The following is a 19,081-nucleotide window of genomic DNA, read 5'->3' on the forward strand; positions in this document are numbered from 1 at the left end:
GCTTCAGCCTCGGATGGCCCTGCCGGCCTGCTGCAGCAGCTCGAACGCCGCGAAGCGCTTCGCGTGCCAGCCGGCCAGCGTAGCGTCGGGATGATAGACCTCGCCGAGTTCCGACATGCCGGCCATTGCCGCCGCCACATCCTTGTAGGTCCCGGCGGCGACGGCGCCCAGCATCGCCGAGCCGAGCAGCACCGGTTCCGGCGAAGTCGACGCCACCACCACCATGCCTGTCGTGTCGGCAAGCAGCTGGCGCACCAGCGGACTTTGCCCGGCGCCGCCACTGATGACGATGGTGTCGACGGCAATGCCTTTGTCATGCTCGGCCCGCACGATCTGGCGCGCGCCATAGCCCAGCCCGCAGACCCCGGCGACATAGAGCCCGACCAGGCTGTCGAGGCTGGTGTCGAGATCGAGCCCGGCGATCAGCGCGCGTGCGTCCGGGTCGGCGAAAGGCGCGCGGTTGCCAAGGAATTCCGGCACGACATGGATGCCGCCGACCAAGGCCGGCGTCGCCGCTGCCCCGTTGCGGCTCTGCGCCTGCAGCGACAGCCAGGCGCTGAGGCTGAGCCCCTCGGCCTGCGCCTTGGCGGTCGCTTCGCCGGCCGCCGGATGCATGCGCACTAGATGGTCGATGGCCGCACCCGCCGCAGATTGGCCGCCCTCGTTCAGCCACAGGCCCGGCACCATGGCCGAGAAATACGGACCCCAGACGCCGTCGACGAAGGCCGGCTCGGCGGTCGACGACATGGTGCAGGCTGAGGTGCCGAAGACATAGGCCATGCGCGACAGAACGCTGCCGAACGCGCCGCGCGCGCCGACCGTACCGACGCCGCCGGCATGCGCGTCGATCAGCCCCGCCGCCACGGCCGTGCCGGGGCGCAGGCCCAGATCCGATGCCGCCTGCGCGGTCAGTCCGCCGCCGAGCGCGGCACCCGCCGGCACGATCTGCGTGCCGATGCGCGCGAACCCCTCGTCGGCCAGGCTCCCTAGTCCGATGGTGCGGAAATAGGCCTCGTCCCAGCGGCTTTCATGCGCCAGATAGGTCCATTTGCAAGTCACCGTGCAGACCGAGCGGGCAAGGCTGCCGGTCGCGCGCCAGGTGAGGAAATCGGCGAGGTCCATGAACTGCCAGGCGGCGTTGAACGTGTCGGGCAGGTTTTCGGCCAGCCAAAGGAGTTTCGGCGTTTCCATTTCCGGCGAGATGACGCCGCCGACATAGTTCAGCACCGCCTCGCCGCTGCGGTTGATGCGGCGCGTCTGCTCGACCGCGCGGTGATCCATCCAGACGATGATGTTGCGTTCCGAATTGCCGGACTTGCTTACCGGCAGCGGCACGCCGCCCTCGCCCAGCACCACCAGCGAACAAGTGGCGTCGAACCCGATGCCGGCGATGGCCTCAGCTGCCACGCCCGATTGAGCGACCGCTTCCCGCGTGGCCGCGCACACCGCCCGCCAGATGTCGTTGCTCGACTGCTCGACAATGTCGCCGGCCTCGCGCCAGACCTCGATGTCCCGCTTGGCCGAGGCGAGCAAGGTGCCGGTGTGGTCGAACACCCCGGCCCGCGCGCTGCCGGTGCCGACATCGATGCCGAGATAATGGGGCATGAGGAACCTCCGGTTCAGGGAATAGGGGATAGGCAGTAGGCAGTAAGCGATTAGTTAGTAGGATAGGACGCGCGAAGCACTTTTGAGCGGGGCCTGTAAGACTGTGTCTACATCTTCCTATTGCCTATTGCCTATTGCCTATTCCCCATTGCCTACTGCCTCACAAATCATTGCTCTGCGGCAAAATCACCAAATCCCGGATCGTCACGTTGCGCGGGCGGGTCAGCATGAACATCACCGCTTCGGCCACTTCGCGCGGCTGCATCAGGCCGCCGGCGGCGAGTTCCTCTTCGAGCTTGGCCTTCGGCCAGTCGTCGACCAGCGCCGTCACCACCGGACCCGGCGCCACCGCACCGACGCGCAGGCCGTGCTTGGCGACCTGGCGGCGCACCGTGTGGACGAAGGCCTGCACCGCGTGCTTGGAAGCCGTGTAGATCGGCTCCCAGACCACCGGGACCAGACCGGCGATCGAACTGGTGACGATGATGTCGCCGGTCTTGCGTTCGATCATGTGCGGCAGCACCGCCTGGATCGAGCGGAAGCAGGCATTGATGTTGAGGTTGAGCATCCGGTCCCAGGCGTCGGGATCGCCGGTCGCTACCTCGCCGCCGACATAGGCGCCGGCATTGGCATGGAAGATGTCGAGCTGGCCGGCTTTCTCCAGAATCTGCGGCATCATGGTGGCGACGCTTGCCGGCTGCATCAGGTCGATCACCAACGGGATCGCCTTCGAACCGAGCTCGGCGCACAGTTTGTTCAGCGTCGCCTCGGCACGGTCGACCAGCACCACTGTGGCGCCGGCCGCCAGCATGTGCCTGGCGCATTCGAGGCCGATGCCTGATGCCGCGCCGGTGACGGCGGCAACTTTTCCGGACAGTTCTTCGCTCATGTCTTGCTTCCTGTTGATGGGTTCAGGCCCGGCCATGCGAGACACGCGAGCGGCGTGCCAGCGAGTCGACGATGACCGCGATGGCAAGCACGGCGCCGGTGATCATGTACCGAAGCGACGAGGACAGATCGAGCAGCGTCAGGCCGCTGGCGATCGACTGGATGACGATGATGCCGAGCAGTGCCGAATAGGCGCTGCCGCGGCCGCCGAACAGGCTGGTGCCGCCAATGACCGCCGCCGCGATGGCGTTGAGGTTCACGTCGCCGGTGCCGGCCTGCTGGCTGGCCGAGGCAAGGCGGGCCGCCGACAGCACGCCGCCGAAAGCGGCCAGCATCGAGCACAGCACGAAGGCGCTCGAATAGATCAGTCGCACATTGATGCCGGCGCGCCTCGCCGCCTCGCGGTTGCCGCCAACCGCCGACATCGAGCGGCCCCATTTGGTCCGCGTCAGCGCGTAATGCATTGATATGACCAGGCCGACGAACAGGCCGAACATCCACGGAATGCCGCGCGCCTGGTTGAGATAGAAGACGATGAGTTCGAGGATGACCGTGATCACCACCGCGCGCGTGACGAGCCCGCCGGTCGACGGCGCCGACAGATTGGCGGCGCGGCGGCGCGCGACGGTGCGCAGGCCGGTGACCAGCATGACGATGCCGGGCACGGCCGCCAGAGCGAACGAAACAAACTTCGGCATCATCAGCAGCTGGCCGAAATTCACCAGGTTCGAGCCATAGGGCAGATTGATCGAGCCGGTCGAGCCGAGGATATAGAGCTGCAGGCCGAGCACCGCCAGCAGGCCGGCAAGCGTCGAAACGAAACTCGGCATGCCGAGCCGATTGAACAGCAGCGCATAGAGCGCGCCGATGAAGCCGCCGACGGCCACAGCGGCGAGGATGGCGAGCGCCACCGGCCAGCCCTGATTGACCCACAGCGTGCCGACCATCGCCGAGGCAAAGCCGCTGATCGAACCGACAGACAGGTCGATCTCGCCGACCATCAAAACGCAGACGATGCCGAGCGCAATGACGCCGACGGTGGAGCAATCGAACAGCAGATTGACCAGATTGCTGCTCGACAGGAAGATCGGGTTGATGCTGGCGAACACCGTCCAGATGATGACCAGCCCGACGATCACCGGCAGCGAGCCGAGATCGCCCGAGCGGACCCGGTCGAAGAACCTACGGATGGCGCCGCCGAGCCCCGCCTCATGCTTGACGCGCACATCGGCGCGGTCGAGCTGCGGCGGCACGGAGGCCGCCTGTTCGGCTTCACGGCTCATGGGCGTGGCTCCCCTTTTTGATCTTGCAGGGTGGTTTGATCCTGTCGCGACTGCTTGCGCTCGGCGCGCCGTGACACCGAATTGTTCGACGCGCCGGTGATGGCGCTGACAAGTTCCTGGTTCGAGGCGTCGGGCGAGAAGATGCCGTTGTTGCGGCCAAGCCGCAGCACGACGATGCGGTCGGCGACGGCGCGCACGTCTTCCATATTGTGGCTGATGATGACGACGCCGAGGCCGCGGTCGCGCACCCGCTCGATCAGGTTGAGCACTTCCGCCGTCTGTGCCACGCCTAGCGCCGCCGTCGGCTCGTCAAGCAGGATGAGCTTGGGTTCGAGCAGCAGCGAGCGGGCGATCGCCACCGTCTGGCGCTGGCCGCCCGACAGCGACGCGACGACTTCGCGGACACTGGGGATGCGCGCCGAAAGCTCGTTGAGCAACGTCCAGGCGCGCACCTCCATCGCCACCTCGTCCAGGCGCAGCGGGTTGAGCTCACGGCCGAGAAAGATGTTGGCGACGATGTCGAGGTTCTCGCACAGCGCCAGGTCCTGGAACACGGTGGCTATGCCGAGCGTCAGCGCCGCACTCGGATCTGCAAGCGTCACCTGCTTGCCGCGAAAACTGATCGTGCCTGAGCTCGGCTGATGCACGCCGGCCAGGATCTTGACCAGGGTCGACTTGCCGGCGCCATTGTCGCCGACCAGCGCCACCACCTCCCCAGCATGGACATCGAGATCGATGTCGGTGAGCGCTGAAACGGCGCCGAAATTCTTCGAAACGCCGCGCAGGCTGAGCACCAGCTCGCCTGCCGGAACCGGTTCGTCCGGGGTATCGATCATGCCAGGAAGCCTTTCAAAACCGGTTCAAAATGTCGGATGAGCGCTGCCTGGCCACCGCGTGGGCGGCCAGGCAGCGGAGCGGGCAAGGGTCGCGGTCAGTTCCCGATGCCCAGCTTCTTGCAGCCTTCCGCATAACGATCGACGCAGAGTTCAGCCGCAGTGTTGATCTTCTTGTCGATGATCTCGGCCTTCAGGTTTTCCTGCGTCACCACGGCCGGCGTGAACAGCTGCGAGGGCGTGTCGTACAGCGTCATCTCGGCCTTCGGCGTTTCGCCCGAAAGCAGCTTGATGGCGATGTTGGCGGCGGCCGCCGCCACGATCTCGCTCGGCTTGGAGATGGTGTTGTACTGGTCGCCGGCGATGATCAGCTGCAGTGCCGCGATCGTCGCGTCATTGCCGGTCACCGGCGGCACCGGATCGACGCCGGCCGCCTTGAAGGCGGCGATGGCGCCGCCACCGGTGCCGTCATTGGCGGCGACGACGCCGAGGATTTTTGGTCCGAAGCGGGTGATCTGGCCGCCGGCCCATTGCTGCGCCTTCGGCGGCGCCCATTCCGGCGTGTCGTATTCGGCCAGGATCTTGTAGCCGCTGTTGTCAAGGCCGGCATGGATGCCCTTCTTGATCAGGCCGGCCGCCGCATCGGTCGGCGAGCCGTTGATCTGCAGCACACCGCCGCTGGCCGGATCGACCTTCAGCGCCTTCAGGTGCTCGACCAGCGAGTCGGCGATGGCCTTGCCGATGCCTTCATTGTTGAACGACACATAGAAATCGGCCGGCGCAGTCGGGATCGGCCGGTCGTAGGCGATGACCTTGATGCCCTGGCTCTGCGCCAGCTTGACCAGCGAGGCGGCGGCGGTCGAGTCGACCGGGTCGAGCACGATCGCCTTGGCGCCCTGCGAGATCACCGAGTTGAACTGCTGCTGCTGGCGCGAGGCGTCGGCATCGGCATTCTGGTAGAGCACCTTGCAGCCCGGGCACAGCTTCTTCATCTCGGCGGCGAAGCCGGGATAATCATGCTGCTCGTAGCGGGTCGAGGCCTGGTCGGGCATCAGGAAGGCGACGGTGGCGTCGGTGACTTCGGCGGCCCTGGCGATCGCGGCGGTGCCGGCCAGCAGCGACAGCGCAAGGGCTGCCATGGCGGCGGACTTCCCAGCGGACTTTAATGAAATTGAAAGTTTGGTCATTCGGTCTTCTCCGTTTTTGGATATGGTTGTAAGAAGGTCGTTGACTGCTTTGGTCTGAAGACACCCATCCGCCCTCGCCCAACTGCATTGGGAACCGGGACCCGGCGCCGGCCTTTCGAGCCGCGCCGACAACCTCCGCCGACGGAGGAATTCGAGACAAGCGTTCTCTATCGTGAACCGCTCCACGCGGCTCACGTCGTCATGCAAAAGAAAAATCCTCCCTTGGTTCCTCCCTGGCTCCTCCGTTAAGCGGCTTTGCCCGCGTTGATGTTGTCGGCCAGCAGGCGCCTGAAGCGCGAGGGCGGCATGCCCTTCTCCGCCAGGAACTGCCGGTTGAAATTGGACAGATTGTTGAAGCCGACCTCGTAGCAGATGTCGGTGATCGAGGCCTGCTCGTCGCTCATCAGTATCTGGCAGGCGAGATTGATGCGCAGCCGTTTGACATACTGCACCAGCGACATGCCGGTGTGACGGCGAAACGAGCGCGAGAAGGCGCCGGTCGACTGGCCGGCGATGGTGGCGAGGTCCGCCTCGTCGAACAGCTGCGTCAGGTTTTCCCTGATATAGGCGAGCGCCTTGTTCATGCCGGCCGTCATGTAGCCCGAGGGATCGGGCCGGTAGCTGGCACTGGCCAAAAGCTGGAATTCCTGGGCGCGGCTGAGCAGGCCGGCGATCATCATGAACAGCTCGATGCGGCGCACGCCTTGCGCCTGCATCATTTCTTCCATCAGCGGCGCCAGCGCCTTGCTGGTGCGATTGGAAAACAGCACGCCACGCCGCGACGCTTCGAGCAGATGGCCAAGCCCCGCCAGCTCCGGCAGCACATGCATGGCATCGCCGATGAAACTTTCGGAAAATTGGATGATGCGGCCGCGCAGCGGGATCGAGCTGTCCCTGGGGATGTCGCTGACCCAGTTGTGCGGCAGGTTCGGCCCGGTCAGCACCAGATTGCCCGGCTCGAACTCGCCGATGAAATCGCCGACGAAATAGCGTCCGTTGGTGAAGATCACCTGATGCAGTTCATATTCGGGATGGAAGTGCCAACGCACCGTGTGGAAGGGGTAGCCATGCGACCACGCCTTGAAGGACTCACCGCGTCGTATCTGGACTACTTCCAGGTCCGGTTCCATGTCCGTTTCCTCCCAGGCCAGCACGGATATTTGCCGCGTTCGGCCCAATTCCCTAAACCGGCCGAATTGGTTTCGGCTCTGCATTTCAAGAGCCAAGGTACCGGCTCATGACAACAGGCGCCACCACGATTCAAGACAACGGATGATACTTTTTTAACCGGGAGGCGGCGCTCAGAGGCGTTATTCGGGCAGAACAGGTCAGTCTTGCTGACACGTTCGCTCAATTGACCGACGACGATGCCGCCCGCCCGGGAAGGAATTCCGGCGTCTCCGTGTTCGCCTGGCTTATCTCAAGAACATGGTCTGCAAGCGCTGTTGAAGCGCCGCATCCGTCAGTTCACCTCGTGCACAGCACCACCGGCCGCCGTCGCGAGCGGCGTAACCATATCAGGCACCAGTATGTCGTGGCGGCGCGCGAAGCTGATCAGCGTGGCCCGCACCGTCTCCGGATCGATCTCGCCGACGATGCCCGCCTTGCAAGCGTTGAGCGCGACGGCATGGGCGCCGTTGCGGCCGGCGCTCGGCCAGTCCTGCAGCAGTGCATAGGCTTCCATCACGCTGTCGATCTTCCTCGGAAAGCCCATTCCGACCAGAAGTGTGACCGGTTCCTCAAATTGCCCGCGATTCATGGCTTGTGCCTCCTCTCGATTGTTCAGGGCCTGCAGCGGACCGAACACCGGGCAGCACGGCCCGCCGCGGATAGGTGAATGGACTGGCCGATTTCCGTTCAGCCGCTGCCGGCGGATACCTCGGATGTTGCCGACACTTGCTGTGCTGCGAGGAACATCAGTGCCGACGCCGCGGTTCGCCGATTCCAGCCGGCGGCTTCAGCCATGTCGAGCAGCCCTGCCAGCAGCGGCTTCAGCACGTTCCTGCATTCTGTTTCATAGGCCAGGAATTCCTTCGCTTGGTGCGTAGGAGCCGGTACGGATTCGATGCCAGCCATTGCGTCCATCTTTACCTCCACTCTCTCTCGACTGACGCCCGCTCCCCGCCAGGGAAGCGGGCGGATTGGCCGCGACCTCAAAAGTCCATGCCGGCGCCGGCGGGCATTGCCGGGGCGGCGGCTTCCTTCTTCGGCTTCTCGGCCACCATCGCCTCCGTGGTCACCAGCAGGCCTGCGACCGATGCCGCGTCCTGGAGAGCGGTGCGCACCACCTTGGCCGGGTCGATGACGCCCTGGCCGTAGAGATCGCCGAATTCGTTGGTCTGGGCGTTCCAGCCCCAGCCGAATTCGGTTTTCTCGCGCAGTTTGCCGACGATGATCGAGCCTTCGGCGCCGGCATTCTCGGCGATCTGCCGGACCGGCGTTTCGATGGCACGGCGCACGATGTCGACGCCAGTCTTCTGGTCCGCATTGTCGGTCTGCACGGCATCGAGCGCCTTTGCTGCCCGCAGCAACGCGACGCCGCCGCCGGGCAGCACGCCCTCCTCGACGGCCGCGCGGGTCGCATGCAGCGCATCGTCGACGCGGTCCTTACGCTCCTTGACCTCGACCTCGGTCGAGCCGCCGACCCGGATCACCGCAACGCCGCCAGCGAGCTTGGCCAGCCGCTCCTGCAGCTTCTCGCGGTCGTAGTCGGAGGTGGTCTCCTCGATCTGCGCCTTGATCTGTGCGACACGGCCCTGGATCTCTTCCTTGCGGCCGACACCGTCGACGATGGTGGTGTTTTCCTTCTCGATCACCACCTTCTTGGCGCGGCCCAGCATCTGCAGCGTCACATTATCCAGCTTGATGCCGAGATCTTCCGAGATCGCGGTGCCGCCGGTGAGAATGGCGATGTCTTCCAGCATGGCCTTGCGGCGGTCGCCGAAGCCTGGCGCCTTGACAGCCGCGACCTTGAGGCCGCCCCGCAGCTTGTTGACGACCAGCGTGGCAAGCGCCTCGCCTTCCACATCCTCGGCGATAATTAGGAGCGGCTTGCCCGACTGCACCACGGCTTCGAGCACGGGCAGCATCGCTTGCAGATTGGAGAGCTTCTTCTCGTGGATCACCACAAAAGGCTCGTCGAGTTCGACGCGCATCTTGTCCTGGTTGGTGACGAAATAGGGCGAGAGATAGCCGCGGTCGAACTGCATACCTTCCACGACTTCCAGTTCGGTCTCGGCGGTCTTGGCCTCTTCCACCGTAATGACGCCTTCATTGCCGACCTTCTCCATCGCCTCGGCGAGGAAACGGCCGATCTCGGCATCGCCATTGGCGGAGATTGTGCCGACCTGCGCGATCTCGTCGTTTCGGGTGACCTTGCGGGCATTGGTCTTCAGCTCGGCGACCACCGCGTCGACCGCCTTGTCGATGCCGCGCTTCAGATCCATCGGGTTCATGCCCGAGGCAACCGCCTTGGCCCCTTCCCTGACGATCGCCTGTGCAAGCACGGTTGCGGTCGTCGTGCCGTCGCCGGCAAGGTCGTTTGTCTTGGAGGCCACCTCGCGCACCATCTGGGCGCCCATATTCTCGAACTTGTCCTCCAGTTCGATCTCCTTGGCGACGGTAACGCCATCCTTGGTGATGCGCGGCGCGCCGAACGACTTGTCGATGACGACATTGCGCCCCTTGGGACCGAGCGTCACCTTCACCGCATTGGCAAGGATGTCGACGCCGCGCAGCATCTTCTCGCGCGCTTCGGTATGGAATTTCACTTCTTTGGCAGCCATTGGATCACTCCTCTATCTAGGCAGCATTCGTTGACTGGTTGGATACGAGGAAGCCGTCAGGCGGCCTTCTTCACTTCGACGATCTTATCGATGACACCCATCACGTCGCTTTCCTTCATGATGAGCAGGTCCTCGCCGTCGAGTTTGATTTCGGTGCCGGACCATTTGCCGAACAGGATGCGGTCGCCGACCTTGACATCAAGTTCGACAAGCTTGCCGCTGTCGTCGCGCGCGCCGGGACCGACGGCGAGCACTTCGCCTTCCTGCGGTTTTTCTTTTGCGGTATCGGGGATGATGATGCCGCCGGAGGTCTTCTCCTCGGCTTCAAGGCGGCGGACCAGAATACGGTCATGCAATGGACGGAACGCCATGTCGTTCTCCTCGTGGACAAACAGGTTTTTGAGGTTCCTCCGCACCGAACCGGCAATATCGGACCGGTGCGGAACGCCGGGACCCTTCGTCAGGCATCGCGGCGCATATCGAGCTAGTTTTGCCGTTTTCCGATTTCAAGAGACCGGCGAAAAAATTTTTACATTCGACCAGAAAGGGCGCCAACGCACTGTTATGGCGCGGCTATTTTCGGAACCCCCGAGCTTCTCGTGGCGTTGTTCGAAGACGGACCGACAGACCGATCGTCCCGGCCCGGCATCGGGCGGGTTCAATACAAATGTCGCAGGCTGGATGCCTGAACGGAGAGAGAAGGAGAAAGATATGGCCGATACGGTCAGCAGCGAATTCCGCCTGCAAATGGAAGGTTATGGCCTGACGACGGCCGAAATCCACTATCACCTGCCCGATCATCCGAGCCTGCTTCAGCTCTATGTCTGGCAGGACTATGATCTCGCTCCGGCCTTCCCCGAACTCAAGGGCTTTCTCCAATATTGGGAGCGCGAACTCGACGGTCCGCTGCACTCGGTCCGCGTTGCTCATCACCGGCTCATCCAGCCTTCGGAATGGCGGGCCGTCGAGGGCATCATCACGGTCCACTAGGGTCTTTGCGACGGCCTCCGCTCCTGCTTCGCCTGGAGCGGCGGCGTTAGGGCAGGCTCTCGCCGGCCTCACGCAGCAACAGCCAACAGCCTCCCCTCCAAAATTTCCAATTTCCATGTTGTAAAACGATCGTGCCGCGCTAGCCTGAAACCAGATGCGATGCGGGGAAGAGGAATGGAGCTTCAACTCAATGGCAAGGTGGCGCTGGTCACCGGCTCGACGCAAGGCATTGGCCGCGCCATCGCCGAGACCTTGGCGCGTTCCGGCGCCGGCGGCCTGCTCGTCACCGGGCGTGATAAGGCCCGCGGCGATGCGGTGGCGGCGGAGCTTTCGCAGCTTGGCACACCAACGCTCTTCGTCGCCACCGACCTCGCCGACCCGGCCGCCCCTGCCCTTTTGGCGCAAGCGTGCATCGAGCGCTTCGGCCGCATCGATGCGCTGGTCAACGCCGCAGGGCTGACCGACCGGGCCTCGTTCCTCGATGCCGATCTCGACGGCTGGGCCTCGCTGTTCGCCGTTAACGCGCGGGCGCCGTTCTTCCTCATGCAGGCGGCCATCGCCGACATGAAGAAGCGCGGTCAGGGCGGCGCCATCGTCAACATCCTGTCGATCAACGCCCATTGCGGCTCGCCGGAGCTCGCCGTCTATTCCGCCAGCAAGGGCGCGCTGGCCACGCTGACCAAGAACGCCGCCAACGCCCATCGCTTCGATCGCATCCGCGTCAACGGCATCAATGTCGGCTGGACCGACACGCCGGCCGAACGTGCCATGCAGGCCGACACGCTGGGCAACGGGCCGGGCTGGCTCGATGCCGCGAACGCCTCGCAACCCTTCGGCCGCCTGTTCTCGACGAGCGATATCGCCAACCTCGCCGTCTTCCTGCTCTCGGATGCTGCCGGGCCGATGACCGGCACGCTCGTCGACCAGGAACAGTGGGTGATCGGGGCGAACCGGTGAGCGCCATCGAAACGCATGCGCCCTGCATGACGCATTTCGGCGTCGGCGCTTTCACCGTTGCCCTCAGAAGTTGGTCGATGACGGTGACTGAAAACGCCTATCGCCCCATTCGCTCAAAGCACCCGCGCCGCCTCACAGCGCCAGGCTCCCCTGCTCCACCTCCTCGGCATTCGGATCTCCCGGTGCGGTGGCCCAGGCCAATTCGACCAGCGTCACGGTGCGCCGGCCTGTCCCGTCGAGTTGGCAGACGATGAGCCCCTGCTCCTCGATATAGGTCAAGAGGCGCCGGGCGCGGCGCAGCGAGTGCGAGCCGTAGGCGCGGGCGATCGCGGCGTCGCTCGGGCACGGCCAGCCCTCTTTCGCCGCACGGGCGATCATCATGAACACGCCCTGCATGTCGTCGGGCAGCAGCGACGCGCGGACAGAAACGTCCCGCCACGCGTCATCCTGCGTCGTCTCGGAACCAAGGCCGGCACGGGCGCGCGTCAGCATGCGGCGGAACTCCGGCAGGTCCGGCACAACCGACGCGAGGCCTTCTATGCGGCAGCGGACCACGAATTCCTGATAGAGCACGCCGATCACGCGAAAACCCGCATCGGGTTGCGCCAGGATGGCGCGCAGCACACGGTCGACGCGCTCGCGGCGCTCGGCCAGATCCTCCGCGCTGATTTGCGGCTCCGCCGGCTCGGGACGCATTTCCAGTGCCGCCGATTTGGCCGCCATCAGCTGGTCGAGCAGGTCCGGCGACGCCGGGCGGCGCGGCGTGCGCACCGTCTCGGGGGGCGGCGCCGCCAGGATGATCGCGCGTGCGTCTTCCAGCGCGGATTCCGGCATTGCCATGAGCCGCGGCGTGCCGTTGCGCGGGCTGGTGTCGGTCGGGCCGATGCGCAGCCCCAGCGGACGGCGCGACAGCGCCGGACCGAGCGCCATGAACTGCCCGCGTTCCAGATCGCGGAACGCTTCCGCCTGGCGCCGTTCCATGCCCAGAAGATCGGCGGCACGCGCCATGTCGATATCGAGGAAGGTGCGGCCCATGAGAAAATTGGACGCCTCGGCTGCGACGTTCTTGGCGAGCTTGGCCAGCCGCTGGGTGGCAATGATGCCGGCCAGCCCGCGCTTGCGGCCACGACACATCAAATTGGTCATGGCGCCGAGCGAGAGCTTTCGCGCTTCGTCCGACACCTCTCCGGCCACCGCCGGCGCGAACAGCTGCGCCTCATCCACCACCACAAGCATCGGGTACCAGTGGTCACGGGCGACCTCGAACAGCCCGCCGAGGAAGGCGGCGGCACGCCGCATCTGGTTCTCGGCGTCGAGCCCTTCGAGATTGAGCACGGTGGAGACGCGATGCATGCGCGCCCGCTCACCAGCCGCCTGCAGGCCGCGCTCGGTATGCTGCTCGGCATCGATCACCAGATGGCCGTAATGATCGCCCAGCGAGACGAAGTCGCCCTCGGGATCGATGATGGTCTGCTGTACCCAGGGCGCGCTCTGCTCCAGCAGGCGCCGCAGCAGATGCGACTTGCCGGAGCCTGAATTGCCCTGCACCAAAAGGCGCGTCGCGAGCAGTTCCTCAAGATCCAGCTTCGCCGGGGCGCCTGCGGTCGTCTGTCCCATCTCGATCGCAACGGTCATCTCGACTCAGGCGCTCCTTCGCAGACGGGCTTATCAACTGGGTCACAGCCCGTCGAGCGTGCATGACCGCCTGCGGCGTGTTGCGCACAACTGTGCAGGCACCGCCTGGAGGGTCATCAGCCGATGCCTGGCGCAAACTTTGGGTTGACCCCTTCGGACCACGAGGCGACACTCCACCCAACGCTAGGAGTACGAGGAGAAAAGCGATGGACGAGCCCGAACGGTGGCGCCACATGTCGACGGCGCCGAAGGATGGCAGCCGCATCCTGGTCACTGTGCGTCCGTCCGAACAGGGGCCGGCGGAAGTCGACCTTGCCTATTGGTCGCGTGCCGACCAGTTCGCCTCGGAAGGCTGGCGCGCATCGGACTCCTCGCCGGGGCGCGTTATCGAATACGCTGACCCGGAACTGAAGTGCTGGATGCCGCTGCCGACGGCCAACCTCAGCCGCGCGTCGATGCCGGCGCCGTGGGAAGGCGAAGACGCCCAGCAGCTGGATGGGTCCGGGATTTAAGAGCGCGGAGAGGCCGGAGATTGGCAACTCCACGGTCGGCGTCTCTAACCTGCTCCTCTCAGAACAGGAACGCGGCCGTGGCGGGGTTGGGCCCGTTGCGGCCTTCGGGCGAATCCATGCCGCGGATCGTCTGCAGGTCCTGCGCATCCAGTTCGAAATCGAAGACATCGAAATTGGCGGCGATGCGATCCCTGCGGATCGACTTTGGAATGACGATCAGCCCCTCCTGGAGATGCCAGCGGATGATCGTCTGGGCGACGGACTTGCCATGTTTTTTGGCGATGTCTGCAATGGTCGGATCGCCGAGCAGCCGGCCGCTGCCCAACGGGCTCCAGCTTTCGATACGGATGTCGTGCTTGGTGTGAAAGTCCCTGACACCGCGTTGCTGGAACTGGGGATGCAGCTCGATCTGGTTGACGACGGGCGTCACGCCGGTTTCCGCGATGATCCGCTCCAGATGGTCCGGGTTGAAATTCGAAACGCCGATCGACTTGATGCGGCCGGCCTGCCGGAGTTCGACCAGCGTCTTCCAGGCCTCGACATACTTGTCTTGGCTGGGCACAGGCCAGTGGATCAGGAACAGGTCGATCTGCTCAATGCCGAGCTTGGCCATGGTGTCATCGAAGGCGCGTAGCGCCGCATCGCGCTGGTGTGCGCCGTTGCGCAGTTTCGAGGTGATGAACAGCTCAGCCCGCGACACGCCGGCGCTGCGGATCGCCTTTCCGACCCCTTCCTCGTTCTGGTAGCCTTCGGCGGTGTCGATCAGGCGATAGCCGGCCTCGATGCCCCAACCCACCACCTCGGCGGTGATGTCCTGGTCGACCTGCCACACGCCAAGGCCGAGTTGGGGAATGGCGGAGCCGTCGTTCAATGCAATCTGTTCGGGCATGGGGAATCCTTTGCAAAGCGGGTCCGGGCGTTCTGCCCGGTGCACAGCCTATCTAGGTCCGACAGGGTGCGACGACCAGCCGACAGCGGACAAATTGCCGTGTGAAGTGCGCCTGCAAGTGTGACTTCGGTGTCGGCCGCATCCTTACCGCGGCCGGCGCACCGCCCGCACCACACCGGCCGAAGTGCTGCCGCAATAGAGGCGGTCGCCGCCATCGGATTCCAGCCCCGACACGCCCATGCCCGCCGGCATGTCGAGCTTCTCCAGAACCTTGCCTGATTGCGGGTCGACGCGGCGCAGGTCGCTCTGCTCGCCTTCCCAGGTGGCGTGCCACAGCTCGCCCTCGACCCAGGTCACCCCGGTGACGAAGCGGTTGGATTCGATGGTGCGCAGGATTGCACCCGTCTCCGGGTCGATCTGATGGATCTTGCGCTCGCGGTATTGCCCCACCCACAGCGTCCCTTCGGCCCAGGTCAGCCCGGAGTCGGCGCCGCCGCCGGGCGCCGGGATGGTGGCGAGCACCTGGCCGGTATCTGGGTCGATCTTCTGGATGCGGTCATTGGCAAGCTGGAAGAAATGCTGGCCGTCCCAGGCGGTGCCGGCATGCGCCGCGACATCGATCGAGCGCAGCGCCTGCCCGCTTTCCGGATCGAAGGCGTTCAGCTTCTCGCCCGATGCAAACCAGACGTTGTTGCCGTCAAAGCTCACCCCATGCACCCTCTCCACATCTGGAAAGGGTCCGTATTCGCGCAGGATTTCGGCTGCTGACTGTTTCATGTCCTTGTCCTCACGAGATGATCTGATGTGCCTTACTAACCACTCGGCAGCGGGGCCGGGAGTAACAAGGTGGTCGTGAATCCCGCCACCGGCGGCGTCATCCAGCGGCGCGCCCGGCCGTGACCGAAAAACTGCACCTTGCCGGCCTCGCCGAGCTGCTCCAGCGCCCGCTGCACGCTGCGCTGGCCGGTACCGAGCGCCAGTGCCAGCGCCGAACTCGCCCAGGATTCACCATCGGCAAGGAAGGCCAGCACTGCCGCGTGCCGCTCCTCGATCGGCCGGGCCAGCACCAGCACCTCGCGTGCGTGGCGCGGCGCCAGCGCGAAGCCCTGCCTGGTCGCGCCGATGTCGGCCAGCCCGCGCAATTCGGCGCGCAGCCGGCCGATCTCGACCCGCAGCCGCGCCCGGTGCGATTCATCGGCGTGCCTGCCGCCGAAGGCTTCAGCGATCAGCCTCGCCCTCGACACATCGCCTGGCCACGCTTCGGCGAGCGTACGGGCCAGCGCAAACAGCACCGGGCGCGTTGCCAGCGAGACCGTTTTCTCCTGTTGGCGCACGACGTAGCGAAAGCTATCGACCAGCAGCGCCGGCGACGCCTGCAACGCCTCGACGTCCTCGAGCAGCAACGGGCGCTGATTGCCAGCCGCGATCAGCCGCGCCGCCGGCGTGTCCAGCGCCAGGAATGCGCGATCGACTTCAGCGATGAGCCCCGCAATGCCCGCCTGGCGGGCGGCGTGGCGTGCCCACTCCAACGCCCTGCGCGCCGGCTTCGTCTTGAGGCGCCGCATCGCGATGCCGGCAACGGCGAGCTCGTGCGCGGCCCTCGAGGCCGGTGGAAGCGGCATCGGATCGAGCCCGGCCAGCACGTCTTCAGCCTCATCGAGACGGCCGATCAGCAGCAGACGCCGCACCTTGAGGTGGCCGGCATGCGCGGCGTTCAGCCGGTCGCCATGCTTTTCCAGCGTCGTCCGCGCCGCATCCAAAGCCTTGGCCGGCCAGCCGAGGTCACGCGAAACCAGCGCGATCTCGGCCTCGGCGACGACGCATCTGGCGTGCGCCACCGCCTCTTTGGGGCCGAAGCCACGCGCGGCCCGCCGCAGCAGCGCCTTGGCGCGATCAAGATCGCCGAGTTGCGCCATGGCGATGCCGCGCAGCGCCAGCGCCGGCGCATCCTCACGCAAGGCAACGCGGTCCAGCGCGCCAAGCGGATCACCTGCCGCCAGCGCCAGTCCAGCCGCGGTGATCAGCGAGTCCATTCAAATCCCGTCACACTTGTAACTCCCACCCCCAGCGCTCAGCGCCCTAACTTAAGTCATGGCCGCCAACCAGCAAGCCGTATCGGCAGCGGCACAACAAAGGAGAACCACGCGATGAACGACACTGTCGGGGGCACTGAGCGGATGCGCCACCCCTGCTGCGGCGGGCCGGCTCTTTCAAATCCCGTCACACTTGTAACTCCCATCCCCGCGATTGACCGCCCTATTCTAGCTCACGGCAAGCAACCGCACGTCGCAACAGCGCGACAACAGACTGGCAAAGGAAACGACCAATGACCAAGCACATCGCAATGAAGACCCCGCCGATCGTTTCGCGGCAGGACTGGGAAGCCGCCCGCGAACAGATGCTGGTGAAGGAAAAGGCAACGCTGCGCGCCAAGGACGCATTGGCCGCCGAGCGCCGGCGCATGCCCTGGATGGAAGTGGACAAGGCCTATGTGTTTGAGGGGCCGAACGGCAAGGCGAGCCTGCTCGATCTGTTCGAAGGCCGCCGCCAGTTGATCGTCTATCGCGCCTTCTTCGAGCCAGGCGTGCATGGCTGGCCAGATCACGCGTGCCGCGGCTGTTCCCTTGGCGCCGACCAGGTCGGCCACCTCGCCCATCTCAATGCCCGCGACACCACGCTTGCCTACGCTTCACGTGCCCCGCAGGCCGACATTGCGCGGCTGAAGCAGCGGATGGGCTGGGAGATGCCGTGGTACACAATCACCGACAGTTTCGACAAGGACTTCGGCGTCGACGAATGGCACGGCCACAACGTCTTCATCCATGACGGCGACCGCATCTTCCGCACCTACTTGATCAACAGCCGCGGCGACGAGGCGATGGGCACTGTCTGGAGCTATCTCGACGCAACGCCGCTCGGCCGCCAGGAAATTTGGGAGGATTCGCCCGAAGGCTATCCGCAGACCCCGCTCTACTCCTGGTGGAACTGGCACGACAATTACGACGCCGGTGCCGACAAGAAATGGGAAGAAGTGTCTGCTGCCGGCGAGGCGGCGTTCCGCGACAAGGGCGAATAGTAACGGTTGTCCAGCCTGGGTTCCTCTCCCCGCTCCGTGAGGAGAGGAACCTGTCGTGGCTGGCATATCATCAGGGATCAAGACCATGAGCGATATTCACACAGGTGCCGGCAGCACGATCCCGGAAGCCACCACCCTCGGGCTGGCCGACTGGCTTTGCCTTGCCGCGGCACCGACCTTCGCCGTGATGGCGCTGCTCACCTGCATCTTCAGCGGCGATGCGGCCATGCAGTGCATGGGCACCGACGCCTCGCCCCTCACGGGTATGGCCGCGATGTATCTCCTGATGAGCGCCTTCCATGTGGCGCCCTGGCTGCGGGTCATTTCCGGCAGGCAGATCCGCTAGGCGCAGCGCGCCGTTCCAATTCCAAACACCCCACACATCGGAGAAGACAATGAGACTGGTCAGGCTGAGAGCGCCGGGCGGCTTGGGCAATCTCGACCTGGTCGAGGAAGATCCGCCCCAGCCGGGGCCGGGCGAGGTGCTGGTCAGGATCCGGGCCTGCGCGTTGAACATGCGCGACGACTTTGCCGTGCAAGGCAAGATGCCTCTCGCCGACGGCCGTGTTCCGCTCTCCGACGGCGCCGGCGAGGTGATTGCCTTCGGCGACGGTGTCGATGCACTCAAGCCCGGAGACAGCGTCGTCAGCGTCTTCTATCCCTGGTGGCTGGGCGGCGACATGACGCCCTCGACCCGGCGCGATATTCCGGGAGACAGTTTCGACGGCTTCGCCAGCGAGTATGTCTGCATGCCGGCGCACGCTTTCACCAGGGCACCGGCAGGCTATACGCATGTCGAGGCGGCGTCGCTCACCTGCACCGGCGTTACTGCCTGGCGCGGCCTGGTTGTGTGCGGCAAGGTGAAGCCGGGCGACGCGGTGCTGGTCCTCGGTTCGGGCAGTGTATCGCTGTTCGCGCTGCAATTCGCCAAAGCCGCCGGCGCCCGGGTCATCGCCACCTCATCCGACGAGCAGAAGCTGGAGCGGCTCAAGCGCCTCGGAGCCGACGCCATCATCAACTACAAGTCCGTCCCGGACTGGGGCCGCAAGGCCAGGGATTTGACCGACGGACGCGGCGTCGATCACGTGATCGAGGTCGGCGGACCCGCCACGCTGGCGCAGTCCATTGCGGCCTGCAGAACGGGCGGTCACATCGCGCTGGTCGGAGTCCTGACCGGCTTTGCGGCGGAAGTGTCTATCCCCGCCCTGTTTTCCAACCAGATCCGCATCAGCGGCATTTCCATCGGCAGCCGGGCCGACCAGGAGGATATGATCCGGGCGATAGAGGCTATCAGGCTGAAGCCCGTCATAGACCGCCATTTTCCGCTGCAGGACATCGCCACCGCCTTCGCGCACTACGAATCCCAAAAGCATTTCGGCAAGGTCTGCCTCGACGTTTGAGCGGCTTCAGCCAGCAGCACGATGAAGGGGACCGTCGGGTC

The 19,081-nt window shown here is 65.1% G+C and carries 20 protein-coding genes; 6 read left to right on the forward strand and 14 right to left on the reverse strand.

All coding sequences use genetic code 11. The features are described 5' to 3' along the window. Positions 1 to 3 precede the first annotated feature (3 nt). The 10 genes from NKK51_RS21895 to groES all read right to left on the reverse strand — a co-directional run bounded on the left by NKK51_RS21895 (position 4) and on the right by groES (position 9,952). A complete protein-coding gene (locus tag NKK51_RS21895) occupies positions 4 to 1,605 on the reverse strand; it encodes an FGGY-family carbohydrate kinase (RefSeq protein WP_352554548.1) in 1,602 nt (533 codons plus the stop codon). A 160-nt stretch (positions 1,606 to 1,765) separates the two neighbouring features. Continuing rightward, positions 1,766 to 2,494, reverse strand: coding sequence for an SDR family oxidoreductase (locus NKK51_RS21900; protein ID WP_031214035.1), 729 nt, complete (start codon positions 2,492 to 2,494; stop codon positions 1,766 to 1,768). 22 nt (positions 2,495 to 2,516) lie between these two features. After that, positions 2,517 to 3,776, reverse strand: a complete 1,260-nt coding sequence (locus NKK51_RS21905; RefSeq protein ID WP_352554549.1) for a sugar ABC transporter permease — start codon at positions 3,774 to 3,776, stop codon at positions 2,517 to 2,519. Then, complete coding sequence (locus tag NKK51_RS21910) at positions 3,773 to 4,612, reverse strand: ATP-binding cassette domain-containing protein (protein WP_352554550.1); 840 nt, start codon at positions 4,610 to 4,612, stop codon at positions 3,773 to 3,775. Before NKK51_RS21910 ends, NKK51_RS21905 begins: the two co-directional genes overlap by 4 nt. A 95-nt stretch (positions 4,613 to 4,707) precedes the next feature. After that, positions 4,708 to 5,796, reverse strand: coding sequence for an ABC transporter substrate-binding protein (locus NKK51_RS21915; protein WP_352554551.1), 1,089 nt, complete (start codon positions 5,794 to 5,796; stop codon positions 4,708 to 4,710). 245 nt (positions 5,797 to 6,041) lie between these two features. Next, positions 6,042 to 6,926 (reverse strand): AraC family transcriptional regulator, encoded by an 885-nt coding sequence (locus tag NKK51_RS21920; RefSeq protein WP_128305756.1) that lies wholly within the window; start codon positions 6,924 to 6,926, stop codon positions 6,042 to 6,044. Positions 6,927 to 7,258: 332 nt separating this feature from the next. Continuing rightward, entirely contained in the window at positions 7,259 to 7,555 is a 297-nt protein-coding gene (locus NKK51_RS21925) for a DUF982 domain-containing protein (RefSeq protein WP_031214038.1), read from the reverse strand. 98 nt (positions 7,556 to 7,653) lie between these two features. After that, positions 7,654 to 7,872: a hypothetical protein gene (locus NKK51_RS21930; RefSeq protein WP_023814433.1), complete on the reverse strand. Its 219-nt coding sequence runs from the start codon at positions 7,870 to 7,872 to the stop codon at positions 7,654 to 7,656. A gap of 77 nt (positions 7,873 to 7,949) precedes the next feature. After that, positions 7,950 to 9,581 (reverse strand): chaperonin GroEL, encoded by a 1,632-nt coding sequence (groL, locus tag NKK51_RS21935; RefSeq protein WP_352554552.1) that lies wholly within the window; start codon positions 9,579 to 9,581, stop codon positions 7,950 to 7,952. A gap of 56 nt (positions 9,582 to 9,637) precedes the next feature. Further along, positions 9,638 to 9,952 carry a co-chaperone GroES gene (gene groES, locus NKK51_RS21940; RefSeq protein ID WP_127297072.1) on the reverse strand — a complete coding sequence of 105 codons (315 nt, stop codon included), beginning with the start codon at positions 9,950 to 9,952 and terminating at the stop codon, positions 9,638 to 9,640. A gap of 340 nt (positions 9,953 to 10,292) precedes the next feature. On the opposite strand from groES, the gene NKK51_RS21945 reads away from it, so the two are divergent. Further along, a complete protein-coding gene (locus tag NKK51_RS21945) occupies positions 10,293 to 10,571 on the forward strand; it encodes an usg protein (RefSeq protein WP_127809820.1) in 279 nt (92 codons plus the stop codon). A 174-nt stretch (positions 10,572 to 10,745) separates the two neighbouring features. Further along, entirely contained in the window at positions 10,746 to 11,528 is a 783-nt protein-coding gene (locus NKK51_RS21950; RefSeq protein WP_128305760.1) for an SDR family oxidoreductase, read from the forward strand. 132 nt (positions 11,529 to 11,660) lie between these two features. Here NKK51_RS21950 and NKK51_RS21955 read toward each other — a convergent pair whose 3' ends face one another. Then, complete coding sequence (locus tag NKK51_RS21955) at positions 11,661 to 13,163, reverse strand: helicase HerA domain-containing protein (protein ID WP_352554553.1); 1,503 nt, start codon at positions 13,161 to 13,163, stop codon at positions 11,661 to 11,663. A gap of 206 nt (positions 13,164 to 13,369) precedes the next feature. Here NKK51_RS21955 and NKK51_RS21960 point away from each other — a divergent pair, with 206 nt between their 5' ends. Continuing rightward, positions 13,370 to 13,675 (forward strand): hypothetical protein, encoded by a 306-nt coding sequence (locus tag NKK51_RS21960; protein ID WP_013530714.1) that lies wholly within the window; start codon positions 13,370 to 13,372, stop codon positions 13,673 to 13,675. A 58-nt stretch (positions 13,676 to 13,733) separates the two neighbouring features. On the opposite strand, the gene NKK51_RS21965 is transcribed toward NKK51_RS21960, so the two are convergent. From NKK51_RS21965 to NKK51_RS21975, 3 genes are all read right to left on the reverse strand, one after another. Next, positions 13,734 to 14,564, reverse strand: coding sequence for an aldo/keto reductase (locus NKK51_RS21965; RefSeq protein ID WP_127297075.1), 831 nt, complete (start codon positions 14,562 to 14,564; stop codon positions 13,734 to 13,736). Between the two features lie 144 nt (positions 14,565 to 14,708). After that, entirely contained in the window at positions 14,709 to 15,341 is a 633-nt protein-coding gene (locus NKK51_RS21970) for a Vgb family protein (protein ID WP_352554554.1), read from the reverse strand. A gap of 35 nt (positions 15,342 to 15,376) precedes the next feature. Then, complete coding sequence (locus NKK51_RS21975; protein ID WP_352554555.1) at positions 15,377 to 16,597, reverse strand: helix-turn-helix domain-containing protein; 1,221 nt, start codon at positions 16,595 to 16,597, stop codon at positions 15,377 to 15,379. Between the two features lie 293 nt (positions 16,598 to 16,890). On the opposite strand from NKK51_RS21975, the gene NKK51_RS21980 reads away from it, so the two are divergent. From NKK51_RS21980 to NKK51_RS21990, 3 genes are all read left to right on the forward strand, one after another. Next, positions 16,891 to 17,640, forward strand: coding sequence for a DUF899 domain-containing protein (locus tag NKK51_RS21980; RefSeq protein ID WP_352554556.1), 750 nt, complete (start codon positions 16,891 to 16,893; stop codon positions 17,638 to 17,640). Positions 17,641 to 17,725: 85 nt separating this feature from the next. Beyond that, a complete protein-coding gene (locus NKK51_RS21985; RefSeq protein WP_352554557.1) occupies positions 17,726 to 17,986 on the forward strand; it encodes a hypothetical protein in 261 nt (86 codons plus the stop codon). 49 nt (positions 17,987 to 18,035) lie between these two features. Further along, on the forward strand, positions 18,036 to 19,040 hold the full coding sequence (locus NKK51_RS21990; protein ID WP_352554558.1) for a zinc-dependent alcohol dehydrogenase family protein: 1,005 nt from the start codon (positions 18,036 to 18,038) through the stop codon (positions 19,038 to 19,040). The last annotated feature ends 41 nt before the right edge of the window (positions 19,041 to 19,081 follow it).

It is taken from the genome of Mesorhizobium sp. M0011 (assembly GCF_040324155.1).
Lineage (GTDB): Bacteria > Pseudomonadota > Alphaproteobacteria > Rhizobiales > Rhizobiaceae > Mesorhizobium.

Excerpts from the sequence above, each read along its gene's own strand:
- NKK51_RS21895 (WP_352554548.1), bottom strand. The coding sequence starts at position 1,605 with ATGCCCCATTATCTCGGCATCGATGTCGGCACCGGCAGCGCGCGGGCC.
- NKK51_RS21900 (WP_031214035.1), bottom strand. The coding sequence starts at position 2,494 with ATGAGCGAAGAACTGTCCGGAAAAGTTGCCGCCGTCACCGGCGCGGCA.
- NKK51_RS21905 (WP_352554549.1), bottom strand. The coding sequence starts at position 3,776 with ATGAGCCGTGAAGCCGAACAGGCGGCCTCCGTGCCGCCGCAGCTCGAC.
- NKK51_RS21910 (WP_352554550.1), bottom strand. The coding sequence starts at position 4,612 with ATGATCGATACCCCGGACGAACCGGTTCCGGCAGGCGAGCTGGTGCTC.
- NKK51_RS21915 (WP_352554551.1), bottom strand. The coding sequence starts at position 5,796 with ATGACCAAACTTTCAATTTCATTAAAGTCCGCTGGGAAGTCCGCCGCC.
- NKK51_RS21920 (WP_128305756.1), bottom strand. The coding sequence starts at position 6,926 with ATGGAACCGGACCTGGAAGTAGTCCAGATACGACGCGGTGAGTCCTTC.
- NKK51_RS21925 (WP_031214038.1), bottom strand. The coding sequence starts at position 7,555 with ATGAATCGCGGGCAATTTGAGGAACCGGTCACACTTCTGGTCGGAATG.
- NKK51_RS21930 (WP_023814433.1), bottom strand. The coding sequence starts at position 7,872 with ATGGCTGGCATCGAATCCGTACCGGCTCCTACGCACCAAGCGAAGGAA.
- groL (WP_352554552.1), bottom strand. The coding sequence starts at position 9,581 with ATGGCTGCCAAAGAAGTGAAATTCCATACCGAAGCGCGCGAGAAGATG.
- groES (WP_127297072.1), bottom strand. The coding sequence starts at position 9,952 with ATGGCGTTCCGTCCATTGCATGACCGTATTCTGGTCCGCCGCCTTGAA.
- NKK51_RS21945 (WP_127809820.1), top strand. The coding sequence starts at position 10,293 with ATGGCCGATACGGTCAGCAGCGAATTCCGCCTGCAAATGGAAGGTTAT.
- NKK51_RS21950 (WP_128305760.1), top strand. The coding sequence starts at position 10,746 with ATGGAGCTTCAACTCAATGGCAAGGTGGCGCTGGTCACCGGCTCGACG.
- NKK51_RS21955 (WP_352554553.1), bottom strand. The coding sequence starts at position 13,163 with ATGACCGTTGCGATCGAGATGGGACAGACGACCGCAGGCGCCCCGGCG.
- NKK51_RS21960 (WP_013530714.1), top strand. The coding sequence starts at position 13,370 with ATGGACGAGCCCGAACGGTGGCGCCACATGTCGACGGCGCCGAAGGAT.
- NKK51_RS21965 (WP_127297075.1), bottom strand. The coding sequence starts at position 14,564 with ATGCCCGAACAGATTGCATTGAACGACGGCTCCGCCATTCCCCAACTC.
- NKK51_RS21970 (WP_352554554.1), bottom strand. The coding sequence starts at position 15,341 with ATGAAACAGTCAGCAGCCGAAATCCTGCGCGAATACGGACCCTTTCCA.
- NKK51_RS21975 (WP_352554555.1), bottom strand. The coding sequence starts at position 16,597 with ATGGACTCGCTGATCACCGCGGCTGGACTGGCGCTGGCGGCAGGTGAT.
- NKK51_RS21980 (WP_352554556.1), top strand. The coding sequence starts at position 16,891 with ATGACCAAGCACATCGCAATGAAGACCCCGCCGATCGTTTCGCGGCAG.
- NKK51_RS21985 (WP_352554557.1), top strand. The coding sequence starts at position 17,726 with ATGAGCGATATTCACACAGGTGCCGGCAGCACGATCCCGGAAGCCACC.
- NKK51_RS21990 (WP_352554558.1), top strand. The coding sequence starts at position 18,036 with ATGAGACTGGTCAGGCTGAGAGCGCCGGGCGGCTTGGGCAATCTCGAC.